14 protein-coding genes are annotated in these 17,829 nt (G+C 61.6%); 8 read left to right on the plus strand and 6 right to left on the minus strand.

The window, feature by feature from the left end; translation table 11 throughout:
- Nucleotides 1-20: 20 nt before the first annotated feature.
- Nucleotides 21-1,373 (minus strand): ferredoxin reductase family protein, encoded by a 1,353-nt coding sequence (locus tag X268_RS19435; protein WP_128926411.1) that lies wholly within the window; start codon nucleotides 1,371-1,373, stop codon nucleotides 21-23.
- A gap of 201 nt (nucleotides 1,374-1,574) precedes the next feature.
- Here X268_RS19435 and X268_RS19440 point away from each other — a divergent pair, with 201 nt between their 5' ends.
- From X268_RS19440 to X268_RS19450, 3 genes are all read left to right on the plus strand, one after another.
- The gene (locus X268_RS19440; protein WP_245477556.1) at nucleotides 1,575-2,051 is read left to right on the plus strand and encodes a hypothetical protein; all 477 of its coding nucleotides are present in this window, start codon (nucleotides 1,575-1,577) and stop codon (nucleotides 2,049-2,051) included.
- 367 nt (nucleotides 2,052-2,418) lie between these two features.
- Nucleotides 2,419-3,642 (plus strand): APC family permease, encoded by a 1,224-nt coding sequence (locus X268_RS19445; RefSeq protein WP_128926412.1) that lies wholly within the window; start codon nucleotides 2,419-2,421, stop codon nucleotides 3,640-3,642.
- Nucleotides 3,643-4,061: 419 nt separating this feature from the next.
- A complete protein-coding gene (locus X268_RS19450) occupies nucleotides 4,062-4,685 on the plus strand; it encodes a hypothetical protein (protein WP_245477558.1) in 624 nt (207 codons plus the stop codon).
- Here the strand turns inward: X268_RS19450 and X268_RS19455 are convergent.
- Nucleotides 4,682-6,967 (minus strand): heavy metal translocating P-type ATPase, encoded by a 2,286-nt coding sequence (locus X268_RS19455; protein ID WP_128929314.1) that lies wholly within the window; start codon nucleotides 6,965-6,967, stop codon nucleotides 4,682-4,684. The two genes, X268_RS19450 and X268_RS19455, sit on opposite strands and share 4 nt — an antisense overlap.
- A gap of 233 nt (nucleotides 6,968-7,200) precedes the next feature.
- On the opposite strand from X268_RS19455, the gene X268_RS19460 reads away from it, so the two are divergent.
- On the plus strand, nucleotides 7,201-7,443 hold the full coding sequence (locus tag X268_RS19460) for a hypothetical protein (protein ID WP_128926413.1): 243 nt from the start codon (nucleotides 7,201-7,203) through the stop codon (nucleotides 7,441-7,443).
- 58 nt (nucleotides 7,444-7,501) lie between these two features.
- Here the strand turns inward: X268_RS19460 and X268_RS19465 are convergent, their stop codons facing one another.
- Genes X268_RS19465 through X268_RS19480 form a run of 4 tightly spaced genes read right to left on the minus strand, consistent with a single transcriptional unit; the run spans nucleotide 7,502 to nucleotide 12,676 of the window.
- Complete coding sequence (locus X268_RS19465; protein ID WP_128929315.1) at nucleotides 7,502-8,695, minus strand: efflux RND transporter periplasmic adaptor subunit; 1,194 nt, start codon at nucleotides 8,693-8,695, stop codon at nucleotides 7,502-7,504.
- Between the two features lie 2 nt (nucleotides 8,696-8,697).
- Complete coding sequence (locus tag X268_RS19470) at nucleotides 8,698-11,061, minus strand: ABC transporter permease (protein ID WP_208764379.1); 2,364 nt, start codon at nucleotides 11,059-11,061, stop codon at nucleotides 8,698-8,700.
- A complete protein-coding gene (locus X268_RS19475; RefSeq protein ID WP_128926415.1) occupies nucleotides 11,058-11,795 on the minus strand; it encodes an ABC transporter ATP-binding protein in 738 nt (245 codons plus the stop codon). The genes X268_RS19470 and X268_RS19475 overlap by 4 nt, the downstream gene beginning before the upstream one ends.
- Before the next feature lie 44 nt (nucleotides 11,796-11,839).
- Entirely contained in the window at nucleotides 11,840-12,676 is an 837-nt protein-coding gene (locus X268_RS19480) for a universal stress protein (protein ID WP_128926416.1), read from the minus strand.
- Between the two features lie 485 nt (nucleotides 12,677-13,161).
- Here X268_RS19480 and X268_RS19485 point away from each other — a divergent pair, with 485 nt between their 5' ends.
- The 4 genes from X268_RS19485 to X268_RS40865 are packed head-to-tail and all read left to right on the plus strand — an operon-like array spanning nucleotide 13,162 to nucleotide 17,624.
- Nucleotides 13,162-14,445: an MgtC/SapB family protein gene (locus X268_RS19485; RefSeq protein ID WP_128926417.1), complete on the plus strand. Its 1,284-nt coding sequence runs from the start codon at nucleotides 13,162-13,164 to the stop codon at nucleotides 14,443-14,445.
- 20 nt (nucleotides 14,446-14,465) lie between these two features.
- Nucleotides 14,466-17,120, plus strand: a complete 2,655-nt coding sequence (locus X268_RS19490; RefSeq protein WP_128926418.1) for a cation-translocating P-type ATPase — start codon at nucleotides 14,466-14,468, stop codon at nucleotides 17,118-17,120.
- Nucleotides 17,121-17,243: a hypothetical protein gene (locus X268_RS40545; protein WP_283818268.1), complete on the plus strand. Its 123-nt coding sequence runs from the start codon at nucleotides 17,121-17,123 to the stop codon at nucleotides 17,241-17,243.
- Between the two features lie 12 nt (nucleotides 17,244-17,255).
- Nucleotides 17,256-17,624 carry a hypothetical protein gene (locus X268_RS40865; RefSeq protein ID WP_430648420.1) on the plus strand — a complete coding sequence of 123 codons (369 nt, stop codon included), beginning with the start codon at nucleotides 17,256-17,258 and terminating at the stop codon, nucleotides 17,622-17,624.
- The last annotated feature ends 205 nt before the right edge of the window (nucleotides 17,625-17,829 follow it).

A 17,829-nucleotide genomic window follows, 5' to 3' on the forward strand; every position in this document is an offset into this window, starting at 1 on the left:
CGGACAATTCGAACATCCTACTATCGCATTGCGAAGAGCTCCTGGTGGAACCGCTCTTTCACACGAAAGCCGTGCGCGCCAAAGTCTTGCTTCAGGGCTTCACCAAAGGCAGTTGGACCACAAAACCAGATGCTCGCAGTGCGCCATTCCGGCACCACCTCGCGTATGCGTTCGCCACTCAATCGTCCGTCACGGGTATCGATAAGAACATGCAGGTGCACATCAGCTGATCGTGCATCCGCTGCGAGCTTTCTCAGCGCCTCCTCGTCGACATCAGCTGTGGTGTGAAACAGGTGCACCCTCGGCGGAATGCCGACGCCGGATGTACCTTTAAGCATGCTCAACTCCTTCATGCGAGCGATGAAAGGAGTGATGCCAATTCCACCACCGATCCAAATCTGGTGCGCGCAGTTGTCATCGAAAGTGAAGCAGCCATAGGGCCCTTCCACCTTCACTTCCTGCCCGAGACACAGCTTCTCCTTCAGACGGCTGGTGTGGTCGCCACGTTCCTTAGTAATGAAGGTGATCCTGGGATCTTGAGCGTTCCATCCGGAGGCGATTGTGTAGGGATGGGCACCCTCCGAGAGATTGGACATAGCGAAAGCGAACTGGCCGGGTTTATGCCCGCGCCATCCCCGAGGCACTTCGATTTCTGTCTCTATCGCTCTGACCCCGGGATAGTACTTGAGCGAGGTGATCCTCCCTTTGATTTGGCGCCCAGCACCGATGCGCCGCAAAAGCGCAACAACCGCGCCCCACGCTCCGTAGGCAAATAGCGCTCCCAAGATCCATCCCAGCGGCGACATCCAATAGCTGAACTTCATCAGCGTAACGGCGTGAAAGACCAGCACCAGGTAAGCAATGGCGAGGAGGCGATGCGTCTTATAGAAGAACCGGTACGGGAACAGTTGAACGAGCGCCAGAGCGATCAGCACCACCGTCCCGTAGAAGGCCCATTCGCCCAGCCCCTCCGCCGATCCATGTAAGCTCGAAAAAACTCCCTCGATCGGGCTCTCAATCGATCGCCTGGCCCCCCGCTCCGGCCGCGCCAGCAAGCCCCAGCCGACCGCCCATTTCGGCCCATTGGCCCAAAGCCAATGGACAACTGCAGTCGTTAGCGCGGTGATGCCGAACCATTTGTGCAAGCGGTACATCTTGTCGAGACCGCCCAGCCACGCCTCTGGCCAACGCGGTCGTAACGCGAGGATCATCGCCATGCTCATGCAACCGATTGCCAGCACCCCGCTCAACTGCACCATCCTCTCGCGAAGCGGAAAGAAGGAGCCCGGGCCAAGCAGTTGGGGCTCGGCAATTAGCCAGAGCAGGGCGAGGGCCGCCAGACTGCCCCAAAATGCCCGTCTGAGATTCTGCATGTGGCCTTTCTTCCATGACGCCCCAGAGGCAGCTTGAACCGATTGAGTAGCGCTGCATTGAGCTTGCTCAACCCGGCCTGATCGCGGCACATACTGCGTCGTGGGGACGCAGGTCAAACCCCAGGACTTTGCTCCAGCGCAAACTCCTGGTCATCGCGATCTCCCAACTTGAAAGCAAGCAGACGCACCGGAGCAGCTCCCGTGACCATATTGACCAGATCGTTAATACCGGTACTCCTCGTGCTTGGTTATCTCGCGGGGCAGCGTGTCCTTGCTGCTGGATCGCACGCACATGACAAACCAGCTGCGACACCCGCGCTCCAATTAGACCACGGCAGGAAGTGGGCGACGGACGACGTCCTGCGCCGTGGCATGAGCGAAATCCGTCTCGCGATGAACCAATCGCTGGCCCGCATTCACAACAACACGTTCGCGTCAGCACAATATGAAGCTCTGTCGACGCGTATCCAGAAGCAGATCGACTATGTGGTGGGAAACTGCAAGCTGCCCGAACAGGCTGACAAGCAACTCCACCTCGTTATCGAGCAGATCATCGCGGGCGCAACCGAAATGAAGGCCGGGACCAGACGCGAGCAAGGAGCCGCGACGATCGTGCGGGCGCTCGCTCAATACGGCGAGTATTTTGACCATGCCGGTTGGCGCCAACTAGAACCTTGACGGCCGACAGTAAGTGGCCGCAACGAGGCCCGCCTCGCATTTTGGTGACGGTCTCCTACGAGTATCGGTCTCCCTGTTCGAACTATTGCTGCACGAGCTTCTTCTCCAGTGCGTGAAGGGCCGCATTCCTCCTAGGTACGTGTTGCTTCCGTTGCCTTGAATTTACTCATGCGCCGCCTATCGCCCCGCACTGCGAGAAGATGCAAGCGATGGCTGATGGATTCGTCGCCAAGGTAGCGCCGTCACACATATCGACCGGTGGTAGCCTAAAATAACGAGCTCTCGACTTAATCCGCCGCAGGCCTTACTGGGAAACCTCCTGCCAACAACTCCGATGTGGAGCCCCTCGCGAGCACCCGGAAAGAGCATGCCGTCTAGAGGCCCGACGCAGCTTATTCGATCCCTCACGCTGACCCATGCGGTCCTCTATGGGCTCGGAGTCACGATTGGAGCAGGAATTTACGTTCTGGTCGGAGCGGCGGCCGCACGAAGCGGCATGCATGCGCCCTTGGCGTTCCTTGCCGCGGCGGTCGTGATGGGGATGACCGCGGGGACGTTTGCCGAATTAGGCACACGGATGCCGGTTGCAGCAAGCGAGGCGGCCTACATCCAGGCCGCCTTCCAACGAAAATGGCTTGCGGGCGCCACCGGGCTGCTCGTTGTGGCCGCCGCCACGATTTCCGGCGCCACCATCAGCGTCGGAAGCGCCGGCTACCTCAGCGTCTTCTTTCCGCTCCCTTCCCCCTGGATCATTGCCGGGGTCGTGCTGGCGATGGGAGCCGTGGCCTGCCTCTCCGCGGTCCAGTCCATCAGCTTCGCCGGCGTGATGACGGTCGTGGAGATCGGAGGATTGCTTCTCATCGTCGCGGCTGGCTTGTTCGAGGGTGGCTCGCTGGTGTCGCGGCTGCCCGAAATGTGGCCCGCGACCGACAACCTTGGCGCCTGGACCGGGGTCGCACAGACCTCCCTGCTGGCCGTATTCGCCTTCATCGGCTTCGAGCACCTCGTTAACATCTCGGAGGAAATGAAAAATCCCCTCCGAACCTTGCCGTGGGCGCTTTTCATCACGCTGGGCGCGACGGCGGTTCTCTATGCAGCGGTGGTCTGGATCGCCGTCACCGCCGTGCCGCCGACCGAGCTCGCCCGCTCCGCTGCCCCGCTTGCGCTGGTTTTCCAGCGGCTGACGGGCCTTCCTCCTCAAATTCTGGGTGCGATTGCGATCGTTGCCACGGTCAATGGCATCATCGTCCACATGATCATGATCGGCCGCGTGCTGTACGGCTTGGCCGACCAAGGCAATCTTCCGCCGCTCCTCGCCAAGGTGAGCCTCAGAACCGGCACGCCCATCGTCGCGACCCTGTGCGGCGTCGCGGCGATCCTGGTCCTCGCGCTCGGCGTTCCGCTCACGGGACTGGCCGAATGGACATCACGATTGACACTCGCAATCTTTGCCTTGGTCAACCTCGCGCTTCTTCGCATCAAGCTGACTGAGCCGAAAGCGCCTGCCGGCGTGTTCGTCGTACCGGCGTGGGTGCCCGTCACAGGACTGATCACCAGCGTCTCTGTGCTCCTGATCGACCTCATCGGGTGAAACCGGCAAGCTGCCTCGCCTGGGACAGCATTTCATTATTCCCAAATAGGATGTCCGAAGTGTTTGAAGGCCGATCGTTCCCTCTGTCGACGCCACCGCTCATGCGGATCGCATACCCCCGATCTCCACATTCTAATTCAGCGCGACCACCCAAACGAGGGCACCGATGCATATGGCGGCTATAATGTAGGGTAATATGTAGGTTAGCAGCATCCGCACCCCGACCTCCCCACGATTGGGTCAATCTGCCTGATCTTGACGGCACCCTGCATAGCGATGAACGGCGCTAGGCCGTTACAGCTTTGCTGATTGCGCCGACCTCTTTTGCACAGGAAGGAAAATACTTAAGATGGAGCAGTCTCGGTGGCCCGCATTGACTTGGAGCAAACGCGAGCGACAAGTTCGGAGCATGGTATTCGATGATTGGCCGCGCATCCAAGGAAGTCATCGAGCTTCGGGTCGACGACATAGCCCAGCTCTTTCACACGCTCGATCCGTTTCCGTTTCGCGAACGTGATCTCGACAGGGAGGCCGAGGAGTACATTGTCGGCTGGGCGCGCGAGCTGCCGGGCCGTGAGCCGATCCTGATCCGGATTCATCATCCCGACACTGATCTACAAGTGAAGGCGGCGCTTGAGCTGCATGAGGCATTTTCCCACTATTTTACGGATCGTGCAGACGCAACTCAGAGGGATATCAACGAATTATTCCGGATAGGCCGTTGGTCGCTGGCGATCGGGCTGGCCATTCTAATCACGTGTCTGCTCCTTGCCCACATCGTCGTTGGCGCCCTGTTCGTCAATCCGTTGCGGCGTCTCTTGGAGGAAAGCCTCTTGATCCTAGGCTGGGTTGCGAACTGGCGTCCTTTGGAGATCTTTCTATATGATTGGTGGCCGCTCGTCCGGCGGCGAGATCTGTACCAGCGCCTTTCCAAGGCTGTTATCGAAACGAGCCGGAGTTCAGCTCATCTTAATGAAACGAGCGGAGTAGAAAGTCAGGAGGGTTCAAAGAAAGTGGAGCACGGATTATCCCGCCATCCCTAGGCCGCGACGGATTCATAGATATCCTCCTCCTGAGCTGTGTGCATGCGCACTAACGTTTCGATCGCCTCGATGACCCGCTGAGCATCACGGACGAGATAGCGGTCGACGTTCTCTGACGGCAGATCCTCGACGATCCGAGCGAGTAACCGGGAGAGGTGCAATATCTCCCGATGGGCGCGGCTCATGGCAGACAAGCCGTGCCGTTCGCGCAACACCTCCGCAAGCTTTGGATAAACGCTATCTTCATCGGCGCGCTCGTGCATCACTACGCTGCGCTGAACCAAACCATTGGCCTCGCCAATCAACGCTGCGGCGGATTCCGGCATCACGTCGTCCAGTGCGTCGACGATACTGCGGAGGCGGTCCAGGTCCTTGAAGAGGGCCTGATGGTCATGATGCAAAGTCAGGCCTTGCTCTGTAGTTATTCGCGGGCCGTTCCTGATGAGGGCCGGTGTAAGCGCCCGCAGCGCGTTCAGAATGACCGCAACATCGATCACCTCCTGGATGATCGCCGCGGGCACAGGATCGAGCCAGCCGAGAGTGGCTGCGACCATTGCCAGCAGAGATAGTCCCATACCAACGACGATGCTTTGCAGGGCAATACGCCGCGCCCGCTGCGCGATCACAATCGCCTCGCCGACTCGATCGAGCCGGTCCGCCAGAATCACCACGTCCGCCGCCTCCGACGAGGCGCTGGCGCCACGGGCGCCAAGGGCGACCCCGATGTCGGCAACGGCCAGCGCTGGGGCATCATTGATGCCGTCGCCAACCATGATGGTGGGATGTAGCCGCTGTTCGCTGCGCACAGCTTCGACTTTGTCTGAAGGAACGCGGTCGGCGAGCACCGCATCCAGGTCGAGCGCTGCTCCGACGGCCTGAGCCGCAGCGGCGCGATCGCCTGTGACCATCACCATTCTGGCAATGCCAGCATCGCGCAGCAGCCGGATCGCCCGTGGCGTATCGGCCCGCAGCTCATCAGCCAGCAGCAGCGCGCCGATTGGACGTCCATCAACGGCAATGAAGACGATCAACGCCGAACGCCACGACGCGCGACGAATGGCCCGCAGTTCCCATGGCGATAGCTGACCATGAGAGAGAAGCATTGCTCGCGAGCCGGCGGTGACATGGCGACTGTCGATCATCCCGCTGAGGCCAGAACCCATGACCTCTTTGACGTGTTCAGGCGGTTTGAGCTTGAGACCGCGATCAACGGCGGCAGCAACGACCGCCTTGGCAAGCACGTGATGCGATGCCTGTTCAAGCGAGGCCGCAAGCGTGAGGATCTCATCTGCGTCCTGCCCCGGCGCGACCTCAACAGAAAGCAATCGCGCCCCGCCCACAGTCAGGGTGCCGGTCTTGTCGAAGAGCACCGTATGTGCGCGAGCCAACGCCTCCAGCGCCCCACCGCCCTTGGCGAGGATCCCGCGCCCTGCCGCTTGAGCGACGCCCGCAATAAAGGCAACGGGTGCGGCCAAGATCAAGGGACAAGGCGTCGCCGCCACCAGCACAGCAAGGCTGCGGGTTAGATCGCCGGAAATCCACCATGCTAGGAACGCGAGGACGAACGTCACCGGCAGAAGGATGAGTGCGAAGCGGTCGGCCATTCGCACGAAGGGAGCCTTCGCCGTTTGGGCCGCGGTCACCATGCGCACGATGCCCGCGTAGGTGCTCTCGCCAGCTGGCGCGGTCACGGTCAATTCAAAGGTCTCGCCCGCATTCAACGAACCGGAAAGGACTGCGCTGCCGCGTGCTTTCTCGACCGGAATGGGCTCGCCGGTGACCGCGGATTCGTCGATCGTGGCGGAGATCGAACCAAGGACACCGTCTACAGGCACAATCTCGCCCGCCCGGACGAGGAGTTCTTCGCCGATAGCGACCTTCTCGATCGAAACCTCCTCGATTCGCTCGTTGCTCTTGCGATGGGCCAGTCTCGGTGCTCGATCGACCAAGGAGCGTAGGTCGCGCTCTGCCCTTGCGATCGCGATGTCTTCCAGCACGCTGCCGCCGGAATACATCAATGCAACCACCGCGCCGGCCAACGGTTGACCCAACGCCAACGCCGCACTCATCGACAGCAGAGCGATGGCATCTACTCCGAAACGGCCACTCCGAAGATCCCTGACGATCGAGACCGCAAGCCCCCCGACCACCGGCGCCGTGCCGAGTTCCCAGGCGAGATCGGCCAGATCAGGCCGGCCAGCGACCGTCGCACCAACTCCCGCAGTCAATCCCGCAACTGCGATCGTCACGAGAGTCCATCGCAAGACCCTTTCTAATGCCATGGCGTTGGTTTCCAGAGCTATCGACCAGGGCACTTTCTGCCGAAAACTTCCTTCTTCCTTGAGCAATATCAACAAGAAGTCATGAGCATTGGCGACGAAAGAGCAGTGTCCCTTGCACGTCAGCGCCTGATCTGGATCAACATCTGCCCGATCGCCAGGCCGATACTTTATCAGAAGAGGAGGCTGCATCAGAAGAGGAGGCTGCCATGCGTACTTCAGCTCAAATCTTAGCTATGACGTTGGTGCTGTCATACGTCGTGCCGTGTTTGGCCAAGGAAGCCGGCAAGAGCCGAGCTTCCTCGCCAGCTCAGACGACGCGATCGCCGCAGCCTGGCGAAGCTCAGTCGAAGCTGATGAACCAAAAGCAGAAGGACGAACATCAGCTAAACCGCATGATGGACCAGAGGGACTGGGACCATCGCAAAGCCGGCCGCGACTGGAAGATGCGGGGCGAGCACGAAGATCTCGGCCACTGAAGCCCTGAGACGCAGGGGTCCACTCGAGCAGCGCCTGATCAAGTCCTCACGTATATCATCAACGCGGGGCAATACGCACGTCCGCTGCAATTCGGTCACTAGGATACACAATTACCTCTTCTCCTGGGGCGAGGCCGGACCCAACGGCCGCAAAACGGCCAGACCGGCGCACGAGTTCGACTTGCCGAAGTTCGGCGCGCCCATCCTTCGCAACATAGACGCTCCAGCTTTCCCCTCGACGAAACAGCGCCCCGGATGGCACGATCGTGGCTTCGTCCTGCGCCAGAACGGTGATCTGAACGTCCACCTGATAGGCATCTCCGAGTCGAGCCCATTGCTCCGCGGGCGAGAGGATGTCGACTAGAACGTTGACCCTTTGCTCCTCGACACCGAGCGTCGAGATCTTCGTGAAAGCCGCCGGCTCGACGCGGCGCACCCTGCCCTTCAGCTTTCCCTCCCCGCCCCAATGATCGATGCTGACATCGGCTCCGGCGCGGATCTCGACCGCATCAGTGCTGAGAACGTCGGCCACGACTTCGAGATCGCTGGCGTCGCCGACGTCAAGCAAGAGCGTACCCGGCTGCACAATCGTTTCACTTTCCTGCGCAACCTTTAGCACCACGCCGGCGACAGGCGACACAACGCTCCAGCTGTCGGGCTGCCTGTTGCCATCGTTGCCGTACCGGGCCAGCAATGCGCGCATTTGGCTGACCTCATGTTCAGCGGCATGATTCTGGAATTCCGCCGCGCGTAGATCACGGTCGGCGAGACGAACCGCAAGCTCTGCACGCTCGAGCGCCTGCGTCGTCGCCGCTCCTTGCTGGGCAAGAGTCCGCGCCCGGGCCAAATCAGTATTTGCTTGATCGCTCTGGGCCTTCGCTCGCTCGACGACGGCCCTGGCGCGCTCCAGATTGGCTTCGGCCGTTCCCAGTCGTTCCTCGACTTCTCGGCGCGTCCGCGGATCCATCAGGGGAGCGGGGGATGGGGTGATCGTGGCGACGGCGTCGTCGACCTGAACTTGATCGCCAACCTTGAACCTGATCCGGCCCAGTCGGCCCGCAAGCGGAGCTGCGACGGCATAACGCTCGCGAACGCGCGTCTTGCCATCTTCATCGACGGTGGCGACGAACTTTCCCTTTGTCACAGCGGCCGTTTCGACCGGCACTGGGGCCGGAATCAGGAGCCAGGCCGTAATTCCGACGGCTGCCAAAAGCCCGACAGCAATTGCGATATGACGGCCGGTGACGTGCATGTTCATTCCCTGGTCTTGAGAGCTGCGACCAAATCGATCCGATCAACACGGCCTTTGACTATGCAGGCGCTGGCGGCAGCGGCGACCAGCACAACGCCGGCGGCAATGAGATAAGTCTGTGGGGCGATCACGGCTGGTATCTGGAAGCTTTCGTTCGAGTGAAATTTGGCGATCAGTACGACAACGGCATGAGAGAGCGGCAATCCGATCAGGATCCCCAGCATGATCTCGATAGCGAACTCGCCGAACAGGATGCTCGCAACCTCGCCGCGCGTAAAGCCCAGCACCCTTAGGCTCGCCAGCTCCCATGCTCGCTCCTGCAAGCTGATGCGCGCACTGTTGTAGACCACCCCCACCGTGATGATAGTGGCAAAGACCGCAAGGATACCGGCAGTAACGAAAACGAGACCGGCGATCTTTTCCATGAATGACGTGAGCGTATACGCTTTCATCGTCACGGATTCGATGGTCGGCAAGCTCTTGAACCTTCGCCCTAAGGCCGTCATCGCCGTCGGTTCAACGTAGAGGCTCGCCGCCGAAAACACGGCGCCCTCACCCGTAAAGCGATTCAGGGTATCGATCTCCATGTACGATGCCATTCCGATTGCCTCGTCGACGATGGCGCTGACCGCCAGATCGCGCTTACGTCGTCGTCCTTCCATCGCCTCGATCGTGACGGTGTCACCGGCCCTCACGTCCAGCCGTTCGGCCAGTCGCCGTGTAAGCGTAATCCCGTCAGGGCTTGCCGCGATCGGGCGCAGCATGGCATCATGCGGTCGGCGCAGCTCGTCTCCGGTCGATAGACCTATCACCGAGGTCAAATAGCTCCGCTGCCCCGCGCGTAGCCGCACCGGCACTATGCGCTGTCCTTCCACGGCCAGGACGCCAGGCTCGCGAGCCAGGTCACGCATGATGGAACGGTCCATAGGGTGCGGAAATGTCACCGCCGTGTTGCCTCGCTCTACGAGGTTAAACTGCAGGTCGATCATCTCGTTGATGGCGTCGCGCCAAAAGAGTCCCAACACCATCATTGGGACGGCAAAGGCCACCCCGGCGACCGTCAGCAGCGAACGAAATGGACGTCCGGCGGTATTCCGCAAAATCATCAGGCGGCGAGATCTGGTCGCGTTGCTCGGCAGAAGTGCTTCGATCCACGAGCGGCGAAAGCCAAGCGGCGCGGCAGGCCGCATGGCGACCGCCGGCGCCAGCCGGACGACCTGCCGCAGCGCAGCCAGGACGCCGAGCGATGCCGCAGCCAGGCTGATTGCAATCCCGAGCGCCAACGACCACGGCGTCAGCCGAAACGGCAGCTCCGGCAAGCGAAAGAAGCTCTGATAGCTTGCAATCATCGCCTTTCCAAAGCCGCAGCCGGCTCCAATTCCAAGCGCGGATCCAATCAGCACGATGACGAGGATGAGCTTGAGATAGTGCAGGGTCAGCGCCGAGGTCGGAAAGCCCAGTGCCTTCAGTGCGGCGATCTGCTCGCGTTGGACCGCCACAATCCTTCCCAGAGCGCTGTTGAGCAGAAACGCCGCAACCCCGAAGAAGATGAACGGGATCGTGGTCGACATCACCTTCTGCTGGTTCAGTTCATCCTCGAGGAAACGGTTGGAAGGCTGATCTCGCCGCTGAACGGCGCCGACCGATCCGTACGGCTCAAGCAACCGGTCCAGTTCGTCGATAACCGGCTTCGGGTCGGTGCCCGGCGCCAGCGAAATGACGGCGTCATTGAAGGCCGCCTTCATATCGAAGGCGGCTTCTGCGGCACTGCGGTCGACCCAAAGGATCGCATAGAGCCGATCATCCGGAATCGGCAGGCCCGGTCTGACTGCATAGACATATTCGGGCGAAAGGGCGATGCCGGAGACGTGGAAGGCCTCCACCTTTCCGTTGAGCAGGACGCGAACGTCGTCACCGGGATTTACTCCGTTGAGTTCCGCGAACGCTTCGTTGATCGCTGCAGCTCTCGCAGAGCCGGGTTCGGGCGCCGTGCCACGGCGCAGATGAAGTCTGGCGAGCCTTTCGTCGCCCGCATGGTTGAGCGACACCATCCGGGCCGACACCGGCTGTGATGCCGCCGGCCAATCGACGATCACTTCCCGAGCGATGCGAGGCTCAACGGTAGCAACGCCGGCAACTTCTTCCAGTTGCGGGACGATCGACAGCGGCGCCCGCTTGAGCGTCACGAAAATCTGAGGAAACCGAGCAGTCGCATAGAAGCGCTCCACGGCCGTATTGAGCGATTCGTAGGTGGAGACCGACCCAACGAAGACGGCGACGCCGGCTGCGACCAACAGGGCAATCGTCAGCACTTGCCCCCGCATCGCGCCGACGTCGCGCAACAACTTTCGATCAAGCAGGCTCACCAGTGTACCTCGTCCGCCGAGAGTCGGCGCGCATTGCGCTCCTCGCCGACGATCCGCCCGCCACCGAGCCGCAGCACGCGGTCCGCCATACCCGCAATTGCAGCATTGTGGGTGATGATGATCGTTGTGGTGCCGAGGCGCTCATTGGCGCGCGCAATCGTCGCCAGCACCACCTTGCCGGTCTCGTAGTCCAGCGCGCCCGTTGGCTCGTCGCACAAAAGCACATCCGGCGACTTGACGATGGCACGGGCAACCGCAACGCGCTGCTGTTCGCCGCCGGACAATTGGGAGGGGAAGTGATCGGTCCGCTTTTCGAGCCCGACGAGCGCGAGCACCTCCCGCGGATCGAGCGGCTTGTCCGCAATTTCGGTCACCAGCGCGACGTTCTCGAGCACCGTCAAACTTGGAATGAGATTGTAGAATTGGAAGACGAAGCCCACGTGTTCACGCCGGTACCGGGTCAACTCCGCATCAGTGGCGCCGACCAGATTATGGTCCCGCCAGTGAGCCTCGCCCGAAGTCGGGCTGTCCAGGCCGCCCAGGATATTCAGCAGGGTCGACTTGCCCGATCCGGACGGCCCCAGGAGCACGACGAACTCGCCTTCGAAGATGTCGAGGTCGACGTCGCGCAGCGCATGCACGTCGACCTCTCCCATTCGATAGGTCTTCGAAAGGCCCCTGGCATGAAACACCGGGGATCTCTTGTTATCCAGTTCGTAAGGTTCGGCCTCCATGGTCGTAACTCGCTCGCCGCCTTCGGTGTTTGGTCAACCGGTGATCAGTGGGACAACAGCACCGGAATCGGCGGCCTTGTCAGGATGCTCCGGGTCGCGCCGCCCAATACGAACTCCCGCAAACGGGAGTGACCATACGCCCCCATGACAAGGAGATCCGCCCTGCGGGAGGCAACCTGCCCGGCGAGAACCTCGCCGATGGGTTGTCCGGCGGCATCGACCTCCTCCACGACCACGTCGATGCCATGCCTCGACAGGTTCTTGGCGAGCTCGGACGACGAGCGTCGGCTCGAAATCGTCTTCTCATTGGTCACCGTGAGGATGCAGACTTCGCGCGCTTTCTCCAGGATCGGTATGGCGTCCGATACTGCCCGCGCAGCTGCGCGGCTGAAATCCCATGCAACAAGAACCCTGTTCAGTTCGAACTCCCTGGAGGCCGATGCTTCCGGAAGCACCAGGGTCGGCCGGCCTGAACCGAAGATAATCGCTTCAGCATACCATTGGTCGTAGGATTCCGGCACGGGCACAATGGCGAGGTCGCGCAGCCGCGCATATTCCACTAGAACGTCCGGCACCTCGGACGACAAACAACGATCGAGAACGATCTCGTGCACAACACCGGCTTTTTGCGCGGTCGATTCAAAGGTTGCCAGCAGATCCTGAGCATTCTTTCGGCTCTTATGGGCCTCGTTGGCCACGATCGCCCCGAGATTTCCGGGACCCGAGAGGAAGCTGCCAGGCACCTGCACATGGACCTCACAAGAGACCGCGGCAATATGAGCGCCGAGGAGAGACGCCAGCGATACGGCGCGGTCGATCACGCCGGCCGGGGTCGGCTCGGGATAGCTGGTGAGGGTGAGCAAGATGTCTTTGATGGCCATTTTGGGCTCTCCGAACTGAAGCTACCGGAGCATATTCACGCAAGTTCCGGACAGCTTGACATAGCTCAGAGTACCGACGCCTTGCCCCACGGCGCCAGACAAGAGGCGTCGGCCTATCACGACATTCTGCTGCGACATCATCGCGCAGACCCGCCCTCCACTCAGCAGACAGGGTGCCCTGAGCCCTGGGCCACCACTCGACCTGCCGGCTGTGCCGCCGCCTCCGGTCCCGATTGATCACAGCTCTATTGAACAAAGAGCGCGGGCCGGGTGACATGCTCTGCGGTCGTGCGTTTGACCCAAATCAACAGGCTATCTGGCGCCATTGCCGATATAATCCCAGCCATTGGCCGTTGGTGGAGCGTCGGGCGCGGCGCTTGGTCCATTGCTGCTCGTGGTCACAATGAGGTTCATACGAATCTGGCGGGTTGGGTAGCAGGCGCGATCGAAGCATCGCCACAGACGCGTTAGGTCGTGCAATACACATGATGGATTTGTTGAACCCGAGCCTAAGTCCCGAGGTTCTCGCGATTGTCGTTGCCCTCGGCATCGGACTCCTGATCGGCCTGGAGCGGGAACGCCGAAAGGGCGACGGACCGGGGCGCTCGCCTGCCGGGCTGCGTACCTTCGCCGCGGCATCGCTCGCCGGTGCCGTCAGTTACATGGTCGGCGGCAAGGGCCTGCTGGCGCTCGTCACCGCCGGAATCGTCGTTCTGACTGCGATCGCCTATCTGCGATCCAGTAACGACGACCCCGGTCTGACTTCGGAGACCGCACTCATCCTGACGGTTCTGCTTGGTGGACTGGCCACGCAGCGTCCTGTCTTGGCCGCAGGTGTTGCCGTCATCGTGGCGATTCTGCTCGCGGCCCGTGCGGCGTTGCACGGCTTCGTCCGTACGGCTCTCAGCGACAGCGAGGTCAAGGACGGCCTGATCTTTGCCGCCGCCACCCTCGTTGTTCTGCCCCTGCTTCCGGATCAGCCGGTCGGCCCCTTTGCCGCGCTCAATCCACGTGCGATCTGGATCATCGTCATTCTGGTGATGGCCATCGGCGCGACCGGGCATATTGCCATACGCCTGCTCGGCGCAAGAGGCGGCCTCGCTATCTCCGGCTTCGCCTCGGGCTTCGTCTCGAGTACGGCAACGATCGGAGCGATGGGGGCGCAGGCTCGCAAGGCACCCGAGTTGCTCGGCGCCGCTACCGCCGGGGCAACGCTTTCGACCGTCGCAACGATCGTTCAACTCGCCGCGGTGCTCGCAGCGACAAGTCTCACTACGTTGCAAAACCTGATGGTTCCGCTCCTCTGTGCCGGTACCGCGGCGATTGTTTATGGCGCGATCTTCACGGCCAGGGGCATGCAAGAGACGGGCGGTGCCGAGCTCCAGCTCGGACGAGCTTTCAGCTTGTCCTCAGCCTTGCTGCTGGCGCTGACCCTCTCGGCAGTCCTCGTGCTCTCCGCCGGCCTGCGGGAAGCGTTTGGAGAAATCGGCCTGATCGTCAGCGCGGCCGTAGCTGGTCTGGCAGACACGCATTCGCCAGCCGTCGCCACAGCCACCCTCGCCGCCTCGGGAACGATCAACTCCGCCGACACCGTCGCTCCTATTCTGGCGGCGCTGTCGACGAACACGGTCAGCAAGATAGTCGTTGGCTGGGTCAGCGGCGGGCGCTCCTTCGCGCTGCGGCTGATGCCCGGCCTCATCCTTGTGATCGCGGCTGCGTGGGCCGGTGCAGCCGGCCCTGATGTCGTTCACCAGATATTCCGGCTGTAGCCGGGAGAGACGCAGGATTGATGGCGACAAAGGATTTGATGGATCAAGTCGGACAGACGACGGCGACCGCGCATTCATTGCCGCTGAAGGACGTCCTTCGCATGCTTCGAGTCGATCCAGAACAGGGCCTCGCAGAACATGAAGCGACGGAGCGCCGCATTCGCTTCGGTTCAAACGCGATTGCTGCAAGGAAGCGGGTCAGCGCCCTGATCATACTGCTTCACCAGCTGCGAAGTCCGGTGGTGTACCTGCTCGCGGTAGCCGCTGCGCTTGCCTTCTGGTTCGGCGAGCTCGAGGAAGGCGTAGCAATCGTCGCGGTTCTTGTGCTCAACACGCTCATTGGCTTCATCACCGAAATCAGAGCCGCGCGTTCGATCGAGGCGCTGCGTGCGCTAGGCCGGACATCGGCGCGCGTGCGCCGCGACGGTCACACGCGCGTGCTCCCGGCGGAGGACCTGGTGCCGGGCGACGTGCTCTTGGTCGAGGCCGGCGACGCCATCTCGGCTGATTTGCGCATAGTGGAGGCCTCACGTCTCGCGGCCGACGAGTCGACCCTGACAGGCGAGTCGATGCCGGTCGACAAGTCGCCGAGGCCGGCCGCGGAGGATGCACGGATCGCCGAGCGCACATCGATGCTGTTCAAGGGCACGGCCCTGACGCGCGGGAGCGGACTTGGCATCGTCGTCGCGACGGGCTCCCAGACGGAGCTTGGTCGAATTTCTCACCTCGTCGAGCAAGCGGAGCCCGAAAGTTCACCGGTTGAACGCCGGCTCGCGCGCCTATCCGGGCAGCTCGTTTGGGCAGTCGGGCTTCTGACCGTCGTGATTGCTGCGGTTGGAGTGGCGAAAGGAGAAGATGCCTTCCTGGTCGTGGAGTCGTCGATCGCGCTCGCGGTGGCCGCCATTCCCGAAGGTCTCCCGATCGTGGCTACGCTCGCGCTTGCCCGCGGGATGTGGCGCATGGCACGTCAGAATGCACTTCTGGAGCGGCTATCCGCGGTCGAGACGTTGGGGGCGACCACGGTGATCCTGACCGACAAGACCGGCACGCTTACCGAGAACCGGATGGCCGTACGGCGGCTATGGGTCGAGTCCGGCGAAGTCGACGAGGCAGGCGCGGAGGAGCTTGCCGGCGATGCCCTGCTGCAGCGGCTGTTGCATACAATGGTACTTTGCAACGAGGCCTCGCTGGGCCATGGAGAAGCAGCGCATAGCGGTGATCCCATGGAAGTGGCGCTGCTGCAGGCTGGCCGAGCGGCAGGTCTGAAGCGCCGCGAGCTGCTGCGCAGTTCTCCGATCGCGGCCAAGCACGCTTTCGACAACGAAAGCAAGATGATGGCGACGGTGCACCAGCACGGCGGTGCGTATTTCTATGCCGTGAAGGGGGCACCAGAGCATGTGCTCGCGGCGTGCACTGGCATACTCACCGAGGGCGGCGAGACCTTACTGGACGAAGCGACGCGCCGTCTATGGAGCGCGCGGATTGCCGAACTCGGACAGCAGGGCCTGCGCGTGCTCGCCTGCGCGACCAAACTGGAGACATCGGCAGATGTTCAGCCCTACCGTGAGCTGATATTTGTAGGCCTTGTTGGCCTGGAAGCCCCTCCGCGGGCGGACGTTCCGCACGCGATCCACGATTGCCATCATGCAGGCATCCGCGTCGTTATGGTGACTGGCGATCATGCCGTCACGGCGCGCAGCATAGGCCGTGCGCTCGGGCTCGACGCTGACAACGTAGCTGAAGGTCGCCACATAGAGCAACTCATCGACAGGCACCCGCAGGAATTGAAGCGCATTGGCATCTTCGCCCGCGTGAGCCCGGCGGAGAAGCTTGCGATTGTGCGCGCGTATCAGGCATCTGGCGAAATCGTCGCGATGACCGGGGATGGCGTGAACGACGCACCGGCGCTAAAGCAGGCCGACATCGGCGTGGCCATGGGCCTGCGCGGAACCGACGTGGCACGCCAGGCCGCGGCGATGATCCTGCTCGACGATGCCTTTCCGACGATCGTCAAGGCAGTTCGGGAGGGCCGAGCCATTTTCGGAAATATCCGCCGTTTCGCCGCTTACCTTCTGTCCTGCAATCTCAGCGAGATCCTGGTCGTCGGTATTGCGATCGCAGCAGCACTGCCCCTGCCGATCCTGCCACTGCAGATCCTCTATTTGAACCTCGTGACAGACGTATTCCCCGCATTCGCGCTGGCCATGGGCGAGGGAGAACGCGATATCCTCACGCGACCGCCACGCGATCCGAAGGAGCCAATTCTCGGTCGCCGGCAATGGACAACGATCGTGCTGCAGAGCGTTGCCCTGGCGGCAGGAGCCTTTGCTTCGCTCGGGCTGGCGCTCTCGGCCGGTTGGACCAGCGAAGCAGTGGTCACCACCACATTTCTGACGATCGCCTTCGCGCAACTCTGGCACGTCTTCGACATGCACAGCAGCCGCTCCGGAGTCGTCGTTAACGAGGTCACGCGCAATCCATGGATCTGGGCTGCGGTCGGCCTCTGCAGTGCTCTGCTCGCCGTCCCACCCTACTGGCCCCTTGGCGCAGAGGTCTTGCACGTTACTCCCCCGACAGGGGCAATGTGGACCATCATCCTGAGCTGCAGCCTCGCGCCAACGCTGCTAATTCAAGTCAGCCGCGCAATCATTGCCTTCGCCAAGCGAGACCGGTAGATGACAACCGCGTTGCCTTGGCTCGAATTCGCCGTCTGTGCCATCGCGATCGGTCTGGCCGGTCCTGTGTTGACGCAGTACGGCGATCTCATCGCGCGGCTGACGGGGCTGAGCCGATCCTGAATTGGCCTCGTCCTGCTCGCGACAGCAACTTCATTACCGGAGTTGTTCACCGGCATCAGCTCGGTTGCCATTGCGCGAGTGCCGGACATAGCCGTCGGAGATGCTCTGGGCAGTTGCGTCTTCAATCTCGTGATGCTGGTTCTGCTAGACGAGTTGAGCCGCGATGAACCCTTATATCGTCGTATCGACCAGGGTCACGTGTTAACCGCAGGTTTTGGGATAGTTCTGATCGGAACGGTTGGCGCCATCATTCTGATTGGCAGGGCGACTTTACTTGGATCCGCCTGCCTGACGTGCTGGATGCACGACGACAGCCGCTGCACGAGGGAGGAATCAAAAAGCAACCCGGGATCTACTTCGCTGGCATGGATTTGGCTGTAACGCGCAAGTCCGGCACTGTATTGGCCGTCCAGGACGAGTCTGCTCGTCTGGTGGAATACATCAAACGGCACGGTGTTGGCGCAGGACCGGCAATGACCGCTGGTCAACCTGAGACCATGACCGGCAGCTGGCTACGTCTGGTTCATCGCTAACTCAGGACATCCCACCGGCAACTCAGCTGGGCAGCAACGAGCCAAAAACTGAA

Origin of the sequence: Bradyrhizobium guangxiense (assembly GCF_004114915.1) — a bacterium.
In the GTDB taxonomy this organism is placed as follows: Bacteria; Pseudomonadota; Alphaproteobacteria; order Rhizobiales; family Xanthobacteraceae; genus Bradyrhizobium; species Bradyrhizobium guangxiense.